We start from the raw sequence: 15,964 nt of genomic DNA on the forward strand, positions 1-15,964 counted from the left end.
TATCCACAGGGGGATATTCGTCGTCGCAGACCCGATCCGGGATTGCCTTTTTCCGCGGATTCCCGCCATGGTGGCGCGATGGGCCGACTTCATCTGCACCTCATATCCGATTCCACGGGCGAGACGCTCGAAAATATCGCCAAGGCAGCGATCGCACAGTTCGACGATGTCGAGGTGGTGCGGCATTTCTGGCCGATGGTCCGCTCGGAATCGCATCTCGACCGGATCATGGCCGAAGTGCAGGCGAGCCCGGGGATGATCCTCTTCACGCTCGTCAACGGCGAGCTGCGGGTCAGCCTCGAACGCCGCGCCAGCGCGCTCAACCTGCCGACCGTCGCCGCGCTCGATGCGGTCACCGACGCCTTGTCGCGGATGCTCGGGCAGGAAGCGAAAGCGCGTCCCGGACGCCAGCATGCGCTCGACGCCGCCTATTTCGCGCGTGTCGAGGCGATCCAGTTTACTGTCGCGCACGACGACGGCATTGGCTGGGAGAATTGGGAACAGGCCGACATCGTCCTCGCCGGGGTCTCGCGCACCTCGAAGACGCCGACGAGCATCTATCTCGCCAACCGTGGATACAAGACCGCGAATATCCCGATCGTCCCCGAATCGCCGCCGCCGCAAGCGCTCTACCACCTCAAACGGCCGATGGTCGTCGGGCTCACCACCGGGCTCGACCGGCTGGTGCAGGTGCGCCGCAACCGGCTGCTCTCGCTCAATCAGGCGCCTGAGACGAGCTATGTCGACGACGAGCGCGTCAAGGCCGAGCTCGCTTATGCGCGCCGGATGTTCGCCGACAATGGCTGGCCGGTGATCGACGTGACGCGCCGCTCGATCGAGGAAACCGCGGCGGCGGTGATCAAACTGGTTGAAGACCGCGGCGCCGCATGACGCTGCTTCTCGCCTCGCAAAGCAGCGGCCGCGCCGCGATGCTCCGCGCCGCCGGGCTCGACTTCGAAACCACCGCGGCACATGTTGACGAGGAAGCGCTCACCGCGTCGTTGCTCGCGGCCGGCCAGACGCCGCGCAACATCGCCGACGCGCTCGCCGAGGCGAAGGCGGTCAAAATCTCGTCGCGCCTGCCCGGGGTGACCGTGATCGGGGCCGATTCGACGCTCGCGCTCGACGACGGGTCGATGCTGACCAAGCCCGAAAGCCCCGAAGACGCGGCCGGCCATCTCCGGCGCATGGCGGGTGCGCGCCACCGGCTGTTCAGCGCCGCCGTTGCCGCGCGCGACGGGGCGCCGGTGTGGCGCGCGATCGGCGAAGCGAAGCTGTGGATGCGCCCCTTGTCGGAGGCCTTCATCGCCGACTATGTCGCGCGCGAATGGGACAGCATCCGCTGGACCGTCGGATGCTATGAAATCGAGGGGGCGGGCGTGCAATTGTTCGATCGGGTCGAAGGCGACCCCTGGACCATCATCGGCATGCCGATGCTGCCTTTGCTGGCGTGGCTGCGCGCCACGGGATTGGCGCCATCATGAGCGGAATCGCTTATGCCGAAGTGATCGGCGATCCGATCGCGCACAGCAAATCGCCATTGATTCACGGTTTCTGGCTCGAGGCACTCGGCCTGTCCGGCGATTACCGGCGCGCGCATGTCAGGCCCGACGCGCTGGCGACCTTTATCGCCGAACGCCGCGACGATCCCGACTGGCGCGGCTGCAACGTCACCATCCCGCATAAGGTCGCGGTGATGGATCTGGTCGACGATCCCGGCGACATTCGCGGCACCATCGGCGCGATGAATACGGTCGTCCGGCAAAAGGACGGGACGCTGATCGGCACCAACACCGATGCGGCGGGTTTCTATGCGCCGCTCGCCGAACTCGACCTCGAAGGCGCGCCGGTCGCCGTCGTCGGCGCCGGCGGTGCGGCGCGCGCGGTCCTGTTCGCGCTCGCCCGCGCGAATGTCGGTCATGTCACGATCCTCAATCGCAGCCCTCTGAAAGCCATGGGGCTGCTCGCGACCTTCGGACTCAAGGGCGATGTCGTCGGCCTCGACGCCGCGCTGCCGCCGGTATCGCTGCTCGTCAATTCGAGCAGCCTCGGCATGACCGGACAGCCGCCGCTCGACCTCGACCTGTCGCCGCTCCCCGAGGAAGCGATCGTCTACGATCTCGTCTATTCGCCGCTGAAAACGGGGCTGCTGAAGGCGGCCGAAGCGCGCTCGCTCGATACGGTCGACGGGCTCGACATGCTGATCGGCCAGGCGGCGCTGGCGTTCGAGCTGTTCTTCGGCGCGCCGCCGCCCGAAGGCCGCGATGACGAGCTTCGCGCCTTGCTGGTTGCGGCATGACGCATCGTCCGCGCGCCGGTTCGCGGCTCCGCCGTCCTTTCATCCTCGGCCTGACCGGTTCGATCGGCATGGGCAAGTCGACCGCGGCGGCAATGTTCGAACGCGAAGGCGTGCCGGTGTTCGACGCCGATGCGGAGGTGCACCGGTTGCAGGGGCCCGGCGGCGATCTCGTCGCGGCGATCGAGGCGCGGTTTCCGGGCACCACCGGGCCGGGCGGCGTCGACCGGCAAAAGCTCGGCGGCCGGGTGCTCGGCAACACGCACGAACTCGCGGCGCTCGAGGCGATCGTCCATCCGGCGGTCGGCAAGGCGCAGCGGCGATTCCTGACAAAGCACCGCGCGCGCGACGTCGTCGTGCTCGATATCCCGCTCCTGTTCGAAAAGGGTGGCTGGCGCAGGGTCGGTGCGATCGCGGTGGTGTCGGCGCCGGCGTGGATGCAAAGAAAGCGCGTCATGCGCCGTCCGGGTATGACCGCGGCGAAGCTCAAGGCGATTCGCCGCCTGCAGGTTCCCGACCGCGTCAAACGGTCGCGCGCCGATTTCATCATAGAAACGGGCCGTCCCAAAAGCGAGACACACCGCCAGATTCGCTTCATCGCCTCTTGTTTCCGCGCCCGATAGGGTCCAGATTGAGGCTTCGATGCGAGAGATTATCTTCGATACCGAAACCACGGGGTTCGATCCCAAAACCGGGGACAGGCTGGTCGAAATCGGGTGCATCGAACTGGTCGACCGCCGCGAGACGGGCCAGAGCTTCCACGCCTATTTCAACCCCGAACGCGACATGCCCGCAGCCGCCGAAGCGGTGCACGGCCTGTCGATCCAGTTCCTGTCGGACAAGCCGCTGTTTGCGACGCGTGTCGACGAACTGCTCGAATTTCTCGGCGACGCGCCGCTGATCGCGCACAACGCCGTGTTCGACTTCGGTTTCGTCAACGCCGAACTGGCGCGCGCCGGCCGGCCGGCGCTCGACATGGCGCGCATGTGCTGCACGGTCCAGATGGCGCGCAAGCTGCATCCGGGAGCGAAACACAGCCTCGACGCGCTCTGTACGCGCTACGGCATCGATCGCAGCCACCGCGTCAAGCATGGCGCCTTGCTCGACGCCGAACTGCTCGCCCATCTGTACATCGAAATGACCGGCGGGCGGCAGATCGGGCTCGGGCTGGCCGCCTCGCCTGCCGCCGCCCCGGTCGCTGCGACTGCCGCCGCGGCCCCGCGCACCGGCGCGCGTCCGTTTCGCGAACCCCGCCCCCATATCGCATCGGCCGCCGAACTTGCGCGCCATGCCGAATTTGTCGCAGCGCTGAACCAGCCGCTGTGGCTCGATACGGTGTGATGACTTCTCCCTGATGTCATCGCGCCGGCCATAGAAGGAGAAGAAAAATGGAAATCCGCGTCTCTGGCCACCAGATCGAAACCGGCGAAGCGCTCCAGGCGCATGTGTCGGACCGGATGAACGCGATTGCCGACAAATATTTCTCGCGCGCGATCGGGGCGCACGCGACGTTCGGGAAAGGGCCGCATGACAGTTTCCAGTGCGATATCGTCGCGCATGTGATGCAGGGCCTCGTGCTCAAGGGCCACGGCCAGGCGCAGGACGCGCATGTCGCGTTCGAGGGCGCGGCCGAGCGCATCGAAAAGCAGCTCCGCCGCTATATGCGACGGTTGAAGGATCATAATGGCGCGGGCCACCCGTCGCCGACGATCGACGAGATCGAGGATAATGCAAGCTATATCGTCTTCGACGGCGGCGGCGAGGAAGACGATGCCGGCGACGCGCCGGCGATCATCGCCGAAACGCGCGTCGACATCCCGACCAGCAGCGTGTCCGATGCGGTGATGATGCTCGACCTGCGCGACACCAATGCGCTGCTCTTCGTCAACAGCAAGACGGGCTCGCACAACATGGTCTATCGCCGCCGCGACGGGACGATCGGATGGGTCGAACCGCAATAGGGCTGGATTTTCTCTGCCAACCGGCATAAGGGCCGCGCCCATCAACGCCCTATGCCGCTTTGGCTGGGTTCCGGCACGACCGATCCGCGATAGATTGCCCCAAGCTGAATCCGGGCGGCAATCCCGGCGGCAATATAGATTTGACCAGAGCGATGAACCTGTCTTCCCTTCTTTACCCCGCGACCGTGCGTGCGCATGTACAGCTCGATTCGAAAAAGGCGCTTTTCCCCTTTCTCGGCGATCTCGCGAGCCGCTCGCTCGGCCTCGACGCCGGCGAAGTCAGCGAAGCGCTCCTCGAACGCGAACGACTCGGCTCGACCGGCTTCGGCCGCGGCATTGCGCTGCCGCATGCCAAGATGGCCGATCTGTCGGGCGTCCGCGGCCTGTTCCTGCAGCTCGCGCGGCCGATCGATTTCCAGGCGGTCGACGGCTTGCCCGTCGACCTGCTGTTCGTGCTGTTGTCGCCGCTCGATGCCGGCGCCGACCATCTGAAGGCCCTTGCGGGCGTGTCGCGGATGCTGCGCAACGACAGCATCGCCGACCGGCTGCGCGGCGCGAAGAGCGACGAGGCGCTCTATGCGTTGCTCGCCGACGGCGAAACGCGTGACGCGGCGTAGATTGATCCACTGACGTGGATACGGCACCGGCCCGCTCCCCCACCCGGCCTCCCCTAGGATACTACGATAGGGAGGCCGGGTGGGGGAGCGGGCCGGTGCCGTATCGTTTCAGCGAAGCTGAAACAGAGCACAGACTCCCGTGACTCGCCTGACTAGCCGCTTTCTCGTCGACCTGCTCTTGCGGCGGACCGAAGCCGCCGGCGGCTTCGCCGCGATTCTCGCGCACGGCGACGAAACCTCGGGCGTCATCCTCATCCAGTGTGCCGATCGTGGACGCCCCGGGCTCTTGCTTGAGCGGCGTTTTTCGCCGGCCGGCTATGTCTGGGAAGCGGTCGGGCCAGCCGGTGACAGCGATGGTGAATTGCGCGAAAACTATCAAAACCGGCGGCGAAAGGCCGATCCCGATCTGTGGCTGATCGAACTGGATATCGCAGATGCGCCACAACTCGTCGCGGAGTGGGCTGCGTTAACTTGACTCTGTTGCGCCGCAACATAGGTGGCGCGCATTCGATAACGCGTAGGTCGTTCCGTGGGTTGCACTGCCTTTTGCATTGCCCCGGCAAAACGGTTCGGACACGCAGTCGGACGATGACCGACAGGCGATAGCCGGACAATAGTCCCCCGCCTGTGTTGAGAGGTTCGGTTCATCGGCCGCACTTTTGACGGACACTATGAGTCGCATCCTGAACGTAGCCAGCGTGGCTGCCGTCGGCATGACTGCCGCCACCATGCTGCTTCTGGCGGAACCCGGTTTCGCCAGCGACCTGGCCGCCGAGGCCAACCTCCCCGCGATCAGCCTGCCGGGCATCGATGTGCCGGCCACGGCCGAAACGGCGGATCTGTCGGCCGCAAGCGAAGAGCTGGCCGCACAAGACAGCGATCACGAGGACGATCAGACCGTTGCCGCGCAGAAGCCGGCGCCGGTAACCGCCGAATCGCTCGCCGCGCTCGTCGATGCGACGCCGCATCCCGCCACCATCGATCCCGAACTGCGCTGCCTCGCCGGCGCGGTCTATTTCGAATCGCGCGGCGAATCGCTCGTCGGCCAGCTCGCGGTGGCGCATGTCGTGATCAACCGCGCCAAATCCGGCCGCTTCCCCACCAGCCTGTGCGGCGTCGTCCATCAGAAAAGCCAGTTCAGCTTCGTGCGCGGCGGCAAGATGCCCGCCGTCCGCAATGCCGCGCAGTGGGACAATGCGGTCGCGATCGCCCAGATCGCCCGCGACGGCAGCTGGAAGAACAATGCGCCGGGTGCGCTCTTCTTCCACGCCCGCCATGTCTCGCCGGGTTGGCGCAAGACGCGCATCGCGCAGATCGACAACCATATCTTCTATCGCTGAGGCGATTCGCTCCTCCCTGCGGTAAAGCCGTGGGGAGGAAGCCCCGCATCCCGTTCATTGCCAGGCCATCTATTCGGGCGCATGATAGCGGGATGAAGCTTCATCTTTCCGCCGCCATGCTTTCGGCCATGGCGCTCACGCTTGGTGGCTGCGCGACGGCCGTGCCGCCGGTCGAAGTCACCCGTTTCCATTCGGCTGCCCCGACGGGCTGGGCGGCCGGGACGCGTTATGTCGTCGACGCCGCGCCGCTCGGCGATCCGGCGGCGATGGTCGGGGCAGCAGGGCCGTCGCTCGAATGGGACAGCTACCGCGCTGCGGTCGAGCGCCAGTTGCAGCTTCAGGGCTTTGTTCCCGCCGAAAATGGCGCGCGCGCGCCGCTCAAGGTCCGGATCGGTTTCGACCGCGCCGACCGCAACGCCGGAGTCGGCAAGCGCTCGCCGGTGTCGGTCGGTGTCGGCGGGTCGACCGGCAGTTACGGCTCGGGCGTCGGGCTCGGCATCGGGATCAACCTTGGCGGCGGCGGATCGAAGTGGATGCTCGACCTGCAACTCGCGGTGCGGATCGACGATGCCGCGACCGGGCAGGCCTTGTGGGAAGGCCGCGCGCTAACCGCGGTTTCGGCGAAGGCGCCGGCGGCGCAGCCGTCGCTCGCGGCGGCGAAATTGGCCGATGCGCTATTCAAAGGCTTCCCCGGCGAATCGGGACGCACTATCACGGTCAAATGACCATCACCATCAACGCCGCTTTCGACAGCGGCAACATCGTCGTCGATGCGATCGACGGGACGTCGGCCCGACTGTCGATCCGCAAGGACCGCGATTCGGATTTCTTCCAGTGGTTCCACTTCCGCGTCGGCTGCGCGGTCGGCGATGCGCTCGAGCTGGCGATCGCCGGTCTCGCCGATTCGGCCTATCCCGACGGCTGGCCGGGCTATGCCGCCTGCGCCAGCTATGATCGCGAAAACTGGTTCCGCCTCGATACCGCCTATGATGCGGACACGCTGACGATCCGTCACACCGCCGAAAGCCAGATACTCTGGATCGCCTATTTCGCGCCCTATTCAATGGAGCGTCACCACGACCTTGTGGCTTCGGTCGCCGAATGCGAGGGCGTCGCCTATCGTTGCCTCGGCACCAGCCTTGAGGGCCAGCCGATCGACTGTCTCGAACTCGGCACCGGTGACACGCAGGTCTGGCTCTATGCGCGCCAGCATCCGGGTGAGAGCATGGCCGAATGGTGGATGGAAGGCGCGCTCGAAAAGCTCACCGATCCCGCCGATCCGCAGGCGCGTTCGCTGCGGCAGAAATGCCGCTTCCACATCGTCCCGAACATGAATCCCGACGGCTCGCGCCGCGGGCATTTGCGCACCAACTATGCGGGCGTGAACCTCAACCGCGAATGGGATAATCCGACCGCCGAACGCAGTCCGGAGGTCTTGTGCGTGCGGAGCGCGATGGACGAAAGCGGCGTCGACTGGGCGATGGACGTCCATGGCGACGAAGCGATTCCCGCGGTCTTCCTCGCGGGGTTCGAGGGCATCCCGTCGCTGAAGCCCGGGCAGATGGAAAAATACAAGGCGTTCCAGACCGCGCTCGCGGCGAATACGCCCGATTTCCAGGTCGAGCTCGGCTATGTCGAATCGGCCCCCGGTCAGGCGAATCTCACCATGTCGACGACGCAGCTCGCCGAACGCTTCGGCGCGGTGACGATGACGCTCGAAATGCCCTTCAAGGACAATCGCGATCTGCCCGACCCGGTCGCCGGCTGGTCGCCCGAGCGCTCGAAGCTGCTCGCGCACGCCTGTCTCGCGACGCTGGACCAGATGCTATGAGCCCGGAAGCGGACGGGGCGTGGCGGATCGTCGAGGACGATCTGTCGGGCGCCCCGATCCGCGCACTGCTCGAACAGCATTTCGCCGGCATGCTCGCCAGTTCGCCGGCCGGGAGCTGTCACTTCCTCGATTTCGAGGGGCTGCGCGCCGGCGGCGTAACCTTCTGGTCGATTCACCGCGACGGCGAACTGGCCGGATGCGGCGCACTCAAGCAACTCGATGCCGGCCATGGCGAGATCAAGTCGATGCGCACCGCCGACGCCTTTTTGCGGCAGGGGGTCGCGGCACGGATGCTGGAACATGTCGTCGAAACGGCGCGGTCGCGAGGACTGGCACGTCTGAGCCTCGAAACCGGATCGGGTCCGGCGTTCGCGCCTGCGCTCGCGCTCTATGCGCGTCACGGCTTCGAAGAATGCGAACCCTTTGCCGACTATAAACCCGATCCGTTCAGCCGCTTCATGACGCGCGCGCTCTAGACAGCAAAACGGGGCCCGGAAGGGACTCCGGACCCCGTTCGAACGTCCCGCGGGACGTGGCGGCCGAAGGTGCGTTACGCAGCTTTCTTGCCGGGCTCGATCAGCGTGGCGGTGCCGCCGCCGATCGCGATCTTGTGCGGCTTCATCGCCTCGGGCACCTCGCGCACGAGGTCGATGGTGAGCAGTCCGTCGGCGAGGTCGGCGCTGCCGACGCGGACGAAATCGGCGAGCTGGAAGCGGCGCTCGAACGCGCGGGTCGCGATGCCGCTATAGAGCAGCTTGCGCTCCTCGCCTTCCGCGGCCGGCGCCTTGCGACCGCTGACGCTCAGAATGTTCTGCTGCGCGGTGATGTCGATTTCGTCGGCCTTGAAGCCAGCCACCGCGACGGTGATCCGGAAATGGTCGTCGGCGACCTTTTCGATATCGAACGGCGGATAATTTTCGGCGCCTGACCCACCGGTCTCGAGGAAATCGAACAGCCGATCGAAGCCGACGGTCGAACGGCGATAGGGGGTCCAGTCGAAGCTGTTACGCATGGTCTTTCTTCCTTTCAAAAAGCGAAGCCAGGGACCGCGGAGACGTGCCGCGATCGCCACCCGGCCCCGTTGCGGCAGCCGGATGCGATCAATCTGGTAGCCCCTGAAACCATTTCAAGAGGGGCGTTGGCCTTTGCGGAAAACCCGCGCTAAAGGGCGGCGACTCTCCTCCATCCGAAGGATCCGAAATGCCCCAGCTCATCCTCATCCGTCACGGCCAGTCGCAGTGGAATCTCGAAAACCGCTTCACCGGCTGGTGGGATGTCGACGTCACCGAAAAGGGTGCGGCCGAGGCATGGGCGGCGGGCGAGCTGATGAAGGAAAAGGGTATCGCGCCCGACCTCGCCTTCACCTCGGTCCAGACGCGCGCGATCAAGACGCTCAACCTGGCGCTCGAGGCGATGGGCCGCCTCTGGCTGCCGGTGACCAAGGACTGGCGCCTCAACGAACGCCATTACGGCGGCCTCACCGGGCTCGACAAGGCGGAGACGGCGGCGAAGCATGGCGACGAGCAGGTGAAGATCTGGCGCCGCAGCTTCGACATCCCGCCGCCGCCGCTCGATGCCGGCTCGCCCTATGAACTCGCCAGCGACCCGCGTTACGCCGGCATCGCGATCCCCTCGACCGAGAGCCTGAAAGACACGATCGCGCGCGTGCTGCCCTATTATGACGCGGCGATCGTGCCGCAGCTTGCGGCGGGCAAGACGGTGCTGATCTCGGCGCACGGCAACAGCCTGCGCGCGCTCGTCAAGCATCTGTCGGGGATTTCGGACGCCGACATCACCGGCCTCGAAATCCCGACCGGCCAGCCGATCGTCTACGACCTCGCCGACGATCTGAGCGCGAAGGAACGCTATTACCTCAGCGAGCGCTGAGCGTTTCTTCCACTTACGTGGAAGGCGGCGCCGGCCCGCTCCCCCGCCCAACCTCCCATAGGGTACTATGGTCGGGAGGTTAGGCGGGGGAGCGGGCCGGCGCCGCCTCGTTTCGGCATAGCCGAAACGAAAATCAAAGCGCCCCGCTCACGGTAAACTGGACCCCCTGCCCGAATTTGCGCCGGCGGTTTTCGACGAAGGCGACCGGCCCGTCGCGGCGATCGACGAATATCGTGCGGTCGAGGGCGTCGATCTGGTCGGCGAGGTTGCGGAACGATGCGCGGACCGTGAATCCGGCGACATTCTTGTGCTCGATATAGGCGGTCACGAAATGGTGGCGCCGATATTCGTCCTCGATCGAATCGAGCCGCAGGTTCGGGCTGTAGCGCTCGCGGAAATATCCGGCGCCCCATGCCAGGTCGGTGCCCGGGACATCGTGGCGCAGGCTGAGGTCGATCACATGCTCCTGCCCGAAGCTCTGGTCGCGCCACCGGCCGTTCAGCGGGTCGCGCACGCGGTTGCGACGCCAAGTGATATCGCTGTTGATCCGCGCGCCCTTCCACCCCAGCCGGTCGAGCAGCAGGGTCGCCTTCGAACTGACACGATAGAGGTGTGCGGGCGGCAAATTGCCGCGGCCTTCGGTCGTCGGCGACAGCGGAATCTGGTCGACGATATCCTCGGCATAGGCATAAGCGACGGCGAGCGAGGCGTTGCCCCACGCGCCCATGTCCTGCACGACCTCCAGCTCGGTACGGTTGAGGATCGGCGGTACGAGCCGGCCGTTGCCGCCATTGCCCTGCCCGTTTGCGACGTCGACCGAGCTCGCGAAATCGAAAAAATTGAGCTGGTCGACGCGGCGCTGGACGTGCCAGTTGACCGTTGTTTTCGGCGACAGTTTCCATGCGAGCGCGATCTTGCCTTTCGGCCGGACGAAGCGGCGCGTCAGGCCGTCGGGGCCGGACGAGGTGAGCTCGCTATATTCGGCACCGAGGTTGACCTGCGCGGTGAGGTTCGGCGCGAGCGAGCGCCCCCAGGTCAGCGAAGCCTCGCCGCGTTTTTCCTCGACCTTCGTTTTCTCGCCGCCGAAGATGACCGGCTGGAAGCTGCCATCGGGGCGGAGCGTCGCATATTCGGCGTCGACGTCGAGCGTGTTGTACGCGCCTTCGAGTGCGATCTGCCAGTCGGTGCCGCCCGCGGTGCGCCAGCCATATTCGCCGCGCAGGATCGCTTCGCCTTCGTCGGCGGTCTGCTTGAAACGTTCGCCGCTCCGCCCGCCGATTTCGCGATCGACGATGAAGGTATCGGCGAAGGGGCTATGTTCGAAACGATAGAGGGTGATCAGCTTGAGCCGGCCCTTGCCGAGGGCGAATTCATAATCGCCGCCTATGTCGAAATTATGCTCGTCCTCGCTGAACCGGAAATCCTCGTCGACCCGGCCGGCGCCGGGCTGGACCGACGTGCCGCGCACCGCATCGTCGAGAATCTGCAACTGGCCGCCGAGGTTGACATTCCACTTGTTGCCGTTGGCGGTGGTGCGGGCCAGCGCCGCCGACAGCCGCGGGCTGTCGAAATAGCTGTGCATATGTTCATCGCGCGTGAACAGCAGCGTGCCGTCGCCGTCGTAAACGCGTTCGGGGCCCCAGCCGCCCGCGCGCGTCGCTTCGTTCTTCAGGCTGAGCGTCAGGTCGGTGCCGCCGAGCTTGCCGCTGGTCGAAATTTCGCCATTGAACCAGTTGTCGCGGATGCGCGGCCGCAGTTCGGGTTGCCAGCGGACCGTCGTCTTGAAACCGCCCGCGCGTTTTCCCGCGACGAGGACGATATTGGCAACCTGCCCGCTGAGCCCCGGGACGCTCAGGCTCGCGCCGTCGACGATATCGATATAGGCGACGTCGCTGGCGGCGATGCGCGACAGCGCGGCGCGGGCGTCGGTCGTCTTGTTGGCGATCCGTTCACCGCCGATCAGCACATTCTCGGTCGCCGCGCCGAGCCCACGGTCGCCGCCGTTGGTCCCGGTGACGATCAGGAAGCCCGGTATCTTCTCGACCATGTCGAGCGCGGTGCGCGGAGCGAAGCGCCTGAAATCGTCGGGAGTATAACGCTGCGCGCGCCTGGCGTCGGTCGCGACGGCCGGTGCGGCGTTGCCCGTCGCTTCCTGCGCAGCCGCGGGGGCGAACGGCCACAAGGCCGCAATCGCAAACGATGTTCTCCCGATACCGGCCGGCATGCTTCCCCCCTCGTGACGGCTGCCGAAACAAGACAGCGCCGCAATCGCGAATAGTTCGCAATAAACCCCGGCACGCCCCAATGTCTACCAACGCGCCGCAGTCTTCGACGAGCGGGACGAGGGCATGGCGTTCGCCCGACGAACGTCGGTCCGGAATGGACGCGCCGCTTCCGGTCTTTTCTTGCATCGTGCGGAATTCCCGACATTATTGCCCCAGCAATGGGGGTTATCATGCGCATTCCGGGTTCGATACTGCTTGCCGCCGTGCTGACGCACGCGGCAGCGATGGCGGAGGACGGGCAAATTCAGCGCGGGCCCGCGCCGGGGTGGGTCGTTCCGTCGGAACTGATGCCGGTTCCCGACGATGCCGACGGGCTGGTTTTCGTGCGGCGCCAGGACGCGCTGATCCATCTCGATGGCGAGGGGCAGGCGCAATATCTTGGCTACCGGATGCGGCTTCTCCACCCGAATGCGTTACAGGCCGGCAATATATCGATCGCGTGGAATCCCGCCTCGGGCCCGCCGATCGTGCATCTGGTCAAGGTCCACCGCGCGGGCGAGACGATCGACGTGCTCGAAAAGGCCTCGTTTGAAATCCTCCGCCGCGAGGATCAGCTCGAAGCCGCGAAACTCGACGGCATCTTGACCGCGGTGCTCCGCGTTCCCGACCTGCGCGTCGGCGACGAGCTGGAGGTGGGGTTGACCACCCGCGTCAGCGATCCGACGCTCGGCCATAACGATGCGGGGCTGCTGTTTCTGGGGCCAAGCCCGGCGCCCGGCCGCTATCGTCTGGGCCTGAGCTGGGACAAGGGGCTGAAACCCGGGATCAGGATGACGCCCGACATGGCGGCGGCCGCGCGGACGAGTAACAGCGGCGTCGATTTTTCCTTCGACAATCCCCCGATGCTCACCCCGCCGAAGGATGCGCCGGCCCGCTATCAATGGCAACGGATCGTCGAGTTCACCGATTTTGCCGACTGGGCCGCGATATCGCGGCACTTCGCCCCGCTGTACACAAGGGCTGCGGCGATTCCCGACGGTTCGGTGCTGGTTGCCGAAGCCGGGCGTATCGCCGCGGCCCATCCGCGTCCGTTGGACCGCGCGGCCGCCGCGCTCAAGCTGGTCCAGCAGGATGTCCGCTATATCTACGTCGGGCTCGGCAACGGCAATCTCACCCCCGCCACCGCCGAGGAGACATGGCAGCGCCGCTACGGCGACTGCAAGGGCAAGACCGTGCTTTTGCTGGGTCTGCTCGCACGGCTCGGGATCGAAGCCGAAGCGGTGCTCGTCAACAACAGCGGCGCGGACGACGGCCTCGACGAGCGGCTGCCGAACGCGGGCATGTTCGATCATGTCCTCGTGCGGGCCCGTATCGATGGCAAGGTCTACTGGCTCGACGGCACGCTGCCGCCGGTCGTCCCGCCGGGGACCACCCCTGCCTTGCCCTATCGCTGGGTCCTGCCGTTGACCGCGCAAGGTGCGGCGATCCAGAATCTGCCATGGCGTCCCGCATCGAGGCCCGACGAAATCACGCTTTTCGAAATCGACGCGCGCGCGGGTTTCGACCAGCCGGCGCAAGTGACGAACACCATCATCGTTCGCGGGCTGACGGGGCTGCAGCAGCAGGTGCAGCTATCGGGCCTGACTGCGGGCCAGTTGCTCAACGCGATGCGCCAGCAACTCCTCGGTGACGCATGGCAGACGGTCGACGACGTCAAATGGCGCTATGACCAGAAGGCCGAAGCAAGCGTCATGACGATCCGCGGAACGTGGGAGGTCGACTGGGACGACGACGGGAACGGGGGCAAATCGCTGGCGCTGCCCGGCGGCGGTTTCAGCCCGCCCGAACGGCGCGTGCGGCCGGCGGACCAGAATCAGGATCTGCCCTATTATAACGCGCCCGACTATGATTGCCGGGTGACGACGCTGCGGCTGCCGTCGACGACCGGCGCGTCGGACTGGACGTTCAAGTCGGGATACGACACGCATATTTTCGGCAGAAATTATTACCGGGCGTTCGACGTTCGCGACGGGGCGATCCGGATGATCCGCGGACTGCGCGTCGAACGTCAGGAAATCGACGCGGTCAGCGCGCGGCGCGACAATGCCCGGATCGCCGGCTTCGACAACAGCATGGCGTGGGTCTTCTACAATCCGGAAGGCGGCGGCATGCCCGATCCCCACCGGAAGACGGTGCCCGCAACCTACGACATCGACTGGGCGGCCGACATCGTGCCTTGTGTTTCGGAGGCCGCTAAACCCTGACCGGGGGCGTCGGCGTCAGTCCCTCAGCAGCTCGTTGATACCGGTCTTGGCGCGCGTTTTGGCATCGACGCGCTTGACGATCACCGCGCAATAGAGCGACGGGCCGGGGCTGCCGTCGGGCAGCGGCTTGCCCGGCATCGCGCCGGGGACGACCACCGAATAGGCGGGCACTTCGCCGATGAAAATTTCGCCCGTCGCGCGGTCGACGATCTTGGTCGAGGCGCCGAGATAGACGCCCATCGACAGCACCGCGCCCTCGCGCACGATTACCCCTTCGGCAACCTCGGCGCGCGCACCGATGAAGGCGCCGTCCTCGATCACCACCGGGCCTGCCTGCAGCGGTTCGAGCACGCCGCCGATCCCTGCGCCGCCCGACAGATGGACGTTGGCGCCGATCTGCGCGCAGCTTCCGACCGTGGCCCAGGCGTCGACCATCGAACCTTCACCGACATAAGCGCCGATGTTGACGAAGCTCGGCATCAAGACCGCGCCCTTGCTGATAAAGGCGCCGCGGCGGACGATCGATCCGGGGACGGCGCGGAAACCGGCGTCGCGGAAACGGTTCTCGCCCCAGCCGGCGAATTTCGAGGGAACCTTGTCCCACCAGTGCCCGCCGCCTGCGCTGCCCTCGATCAGTTCCATGTCGTTGAGGCGGAAGGACAGCAGCACTGCCTTCTTCAGCCATTGATTGACCTGCCAGGTGCCGCCCGCGTCGCGTTCCGCCACGCGGAAGCTGCCGTCGTCGAGCCCGGCGAGCGCGGTTTCGACCGCATCGCGCACGGCGCCCTGGGTCGTCAGGCCCAGCGTGTCGCGGTCCTCCCAAGCGGCTTCGATCGTCGTCTGCAGGTCGGTGCTCATGAAATTCCCCAAGGTTGCGGCAAATTGTCGAGCCAGTCGGCAATGTCGGTCGCGTGGAAATCGACATGGTCTGGCAGGTGGTCGCGATGGCCGCTTTCGCTGCCATTGTCCAGCCACACGGTGGTCATCCCCAGCATCTTGGCCGGGGTCAGATTGCGCGCCATATCCTCGACGAACAGGCTGCTCGCCGGATCGACGCCGAGGTGCGCGATCATCGTTGCATAAGCGGCCGGATCGGGCTTGGGCGTATATTGCGTGATGCGGATGTCGCAGATGCCGTCGAACAGGTCGGCAATCCCGCGCGCCTCCAGCACGCGCGCCGCATAATCGGCATCGGCGTTGGTGAAGATCAGCTTGCGCCCCGGCAGGCGTTCGAGCCCGGCGCGAAGCCGCGCATCGGGCGCGATGCGGTCGAGGGCGATGTCATGGACATCGACGAGGAAATCTTCGGGGTCGATGCCGTGGTGGCGCATCAGCCCGGCCATCGTCGTGCCATGATCGTGGAAATATTGTTTCTGCACCCGCCGTGCCTCGACCGCGTCGACGTCCAGCAGGCGCATGATGAAGGCGCCCATGCGCTCGTCGATCAGGTCGAACAGCTTCGCCGATGGCGGGTAAAGCGTGTTGTCGAGATCGAAGATCCAGCTGTCGATATGGTCGATGCGCGGCGCCATGGCGCGGCGCT

At 66.0% G+C, this 15,964-nt stretch carries 18 protein-coding genes; 14 read left to right on the forward strand and 4 right to left on the reverse strand.

Annotation, left to right across the window (positions count from 1 at the left end):
* The first annotated feature begins 78 nt into the window (after nt 1-78).
* The 12 genes from V6U71_RS20020 (at nt 79) to V6U71_RS20075 (ending at nt 8,521) form a co-directional block, all read left to right on the forward strand.
* Entirely contained in the window at nt 79-891 is an 813-nt protein-coding gene (locus V6U71_RS20020; protein WP_054589669.1) for a pyruvate, water dikinase regulatory protein, read from the forward strand.
* Entirely contained in the window at nt 888-1,484 is a 597-nt protein-coding gene (locus V6U71_RS20025) for a Maf family protein (protein ID WP_411340077.1), read from the forward strand. The genes V6U71_RS20020 and V6U71_RS20025 overlap by 4 nt, the downstream gene beginning before the upstream one ends.
* Nucleotides 1,481-2,299 carry a shikimate dehydrogenase gene (aroE, locus tag V6U71_RS20030; protein WP_411340078.1) on the forward strand — a complete coding sequence of 273 codons (819 nt, stop codon included), beginning with the start codon at nt 1,481-1,483 and terminating at the stop codon, nt 2,297-2,299. Before V6U71_RS20025 ends, aroE begins: the two co-directional genes overlap by 4 nt.
* Entirely contained in the window at nt 2,296-2,919 is a 624-nt protein-coding gene (gene coaE, locus V6U71_RS20035) for a dephospho-CoA kinase (RefSeq protein ID WP_411340079.1), read from the forward strand. The genes aroE and coaE overlap by 4 nt, the downstream gene beginning before the upstream one ends.
* A 19-nt stretch (nt 2,920-2,938) precedes the next feature.
* Entirely contained in the window at nt 2,939-3,637 is a 699-nt protein-coding gene (dnaQ, locus tag V6U71_RS20040; RefSeq protein ID WP_411340080.1) for a DNA polymerase III subunit epsilon, read from the forward strand.
* A gap of 47 nt (nt 3,638-3,684) precedes the next feature.
* Complete coding sequence (hpf, locus tag V6U71_RS20045) at nt 3,685-4,257, forward strand: ribosome hibernation-promoting factor, HPF/YfiA family (protein WP_054589672.1); 573 nt, start codon at nt 3,685-3,687, stop codon at nt 4,255-4,257.
* 152 nt (nt 4,258-4,409) lie between these two features.
* Nucleotides 4,410-4,874 (forward strand): PTS sugar transporter subunit IIA, encoded by a 465-nt coding sequence (locus V6U71_RS20050; RefSeq protein ID WP_054589673.1) that lies wholly within the window; start codon nt 4,410-4,412, stop codon nt 4,872-4,874.
* A gap of 178 nt (nt 4,875-5,052) precedes the next feature.
* Entirely contained in the window at nt 5,053-5,349 is a 297-nt protein-coding gene (locus tag V6U71_RS20055; protein ID WP_411340081.1) for a DUF1491 family protein, read from the forward strand.
* Nucleotides 5,350-5,545: 196 nt separating this feature from the next.
* Nucleotides 5,546-6,214 (forward strand): cell wall hydrolase, encoded by a 669-nt coding sequence (locus V6U71_RS20060; protein ID WP_411340082.1) that lies wholly within the window; start codon nt 5,546-5,548, stop codon nt 6,212-6,214.
* Nucleotides 6,215-6,306: 92 nt separating this feature from the next.
* A complete protein-coding gene (locus V6U71_RS20065; protein ID WP_411340083.1) occupies nt 6,307-6,939 on the forward strand; it encodes a DUF4136 domain-containing protein in 633 nt (210 codons plus the stop codon).
* Nucleotides 6,936-8,045, forward strand: coding sequence for a M14 family metallopeptidase (locus V6U71_RS20070; protein WP_411340084.1), 1,110 nt, complete (start codon nt 6,936-6,938; stop codon nt 8,043-8,045). Before V6U71_RS20065 ends, V6U71_RS20070 begins: the two co-directional genes overlap by 4 nt.
* Complete coding sequence (locus tag V6U71_RS20075) at nt 8,042-8,521, forward strand: GNAT family N-acetyltransferase (protein WP_411340085.1); 480 nt, start codon at nt 8,042-8,044, stop codon at nt 8,519-8,521. Before V6U71_RS20070 ends, V6U71_RS20075 begins: the two co-directional genes overlap by 4 nt.
* Before the next feature lie 74 nt (nt 8,522-8,595).
* Here V6U71_RS20075 and V6U71_RS20080 read toward each other — a convergent pair whose 3' ends face one another.
* A complete protein-coding gene (locus V6U71_RS20080; RefSeq protein ID WP_411340086.1) occupies nt 8,596-9,057 on the reverse strand; it encodes an Hsp20 family protein in 462 nt (153 codons plus the stop codon).
* A gap of 188 nt (nt 9,058-9,245) precedes the next feature.
* On the opposite strand from V6U71_RS20080, the gene gpmA reads away from it, so the two are divergent.
* Nucleotides 9,246-9,932, forward strand: a complete 687-nt coding sequence (gene gpmA, locus V6U71_RS20085; RefSeq protein WP_411340087.1) for a 2,3-diphosphoglycerate-dependent phosphoglycerate mutase — start codon at nt 9,246-9,248, stop codon at nt 9,930-9,932.
* A 133-nt stretch (nt 9,933-10,065) separates the two neighbouring features.
* Here the strand turns inward: gpmA and V6U71_RS20090 are convergent, their stop codons facing one another.
* On the reverse strand, nt 10,066-12,156 hold the full coding sequence (locus tag V6U71_RS20090; RefSeq protein WP_411340088.1) for a TonB-dependent receptor: 2,091 nt from the start codon (nt 12,154-12,156) through the stop codon (nt 10,066-10,068).
* A gap of 231 nt (nt 12,157-12,387) precedes the next feature.
* Here V6U71_RS20090 and V6U71_RS20095 point away from each other — a divergent pair, with 231 nt between their 5' ends.
* A complete protein-coding gene (locus V6U71_RS20095; RefSeq protein ID WP_411340089.1) occupies nt 12,388-14,421 on the forward strand; it encodes a DUF3857 domain-containing protein in 2,034 nt (677 codons plus the stop codon).
* A 15-nt stretch (nt 14,422-14,436) separates the two neighbouring features.
* Here the strand turns inward: V6U71_RS20095 and dapD are convergent, their stop codons facing one another.
* Nucleotides 14,437-15,279: a 2,3,4,5-tetrahydropyridine-2,6-dicarboxylate N-succinyltransferase gene (dapD, locus tag V6U71_RS20100; RefSeq protein ID WP_411340090.1), complete on the reverse strand. Its 843-nt coding sequence runs from the start codon at nt 15,277-15,279 to the stop codon at nt 14,437-14,439.
* Nucleotides 15,276-15,953 carry a pyrimidine 5'-nucleotidase gene (locus V6U71_RS20105; RefSeq protein WP_411340091.1) on the reverse strand — a complete coding sequence of 226 codons (678 nt, stop codon included), beginning with the start codon at nt 15,951-15,953 and terminating at the stop codon, nt 15,276-15,278. The genes dapD and V6U71_RS20105 overlap by 4 nt, the downstream gene beginning before the upstream one ends.
* Nucleotides 15,954-15,964: the final 11 nt, after the last annotated feature.

The organism is Sphingopyxis sp. J-6 (genome assembly GCF_046603995.1).
Taxonomy (GTDB): domain Bacteria; phylum Pseudomonadota; class Alphaproteobacteria; order Sphingomonadales; family Sphingomonadaceae; genus Sphingopyxis.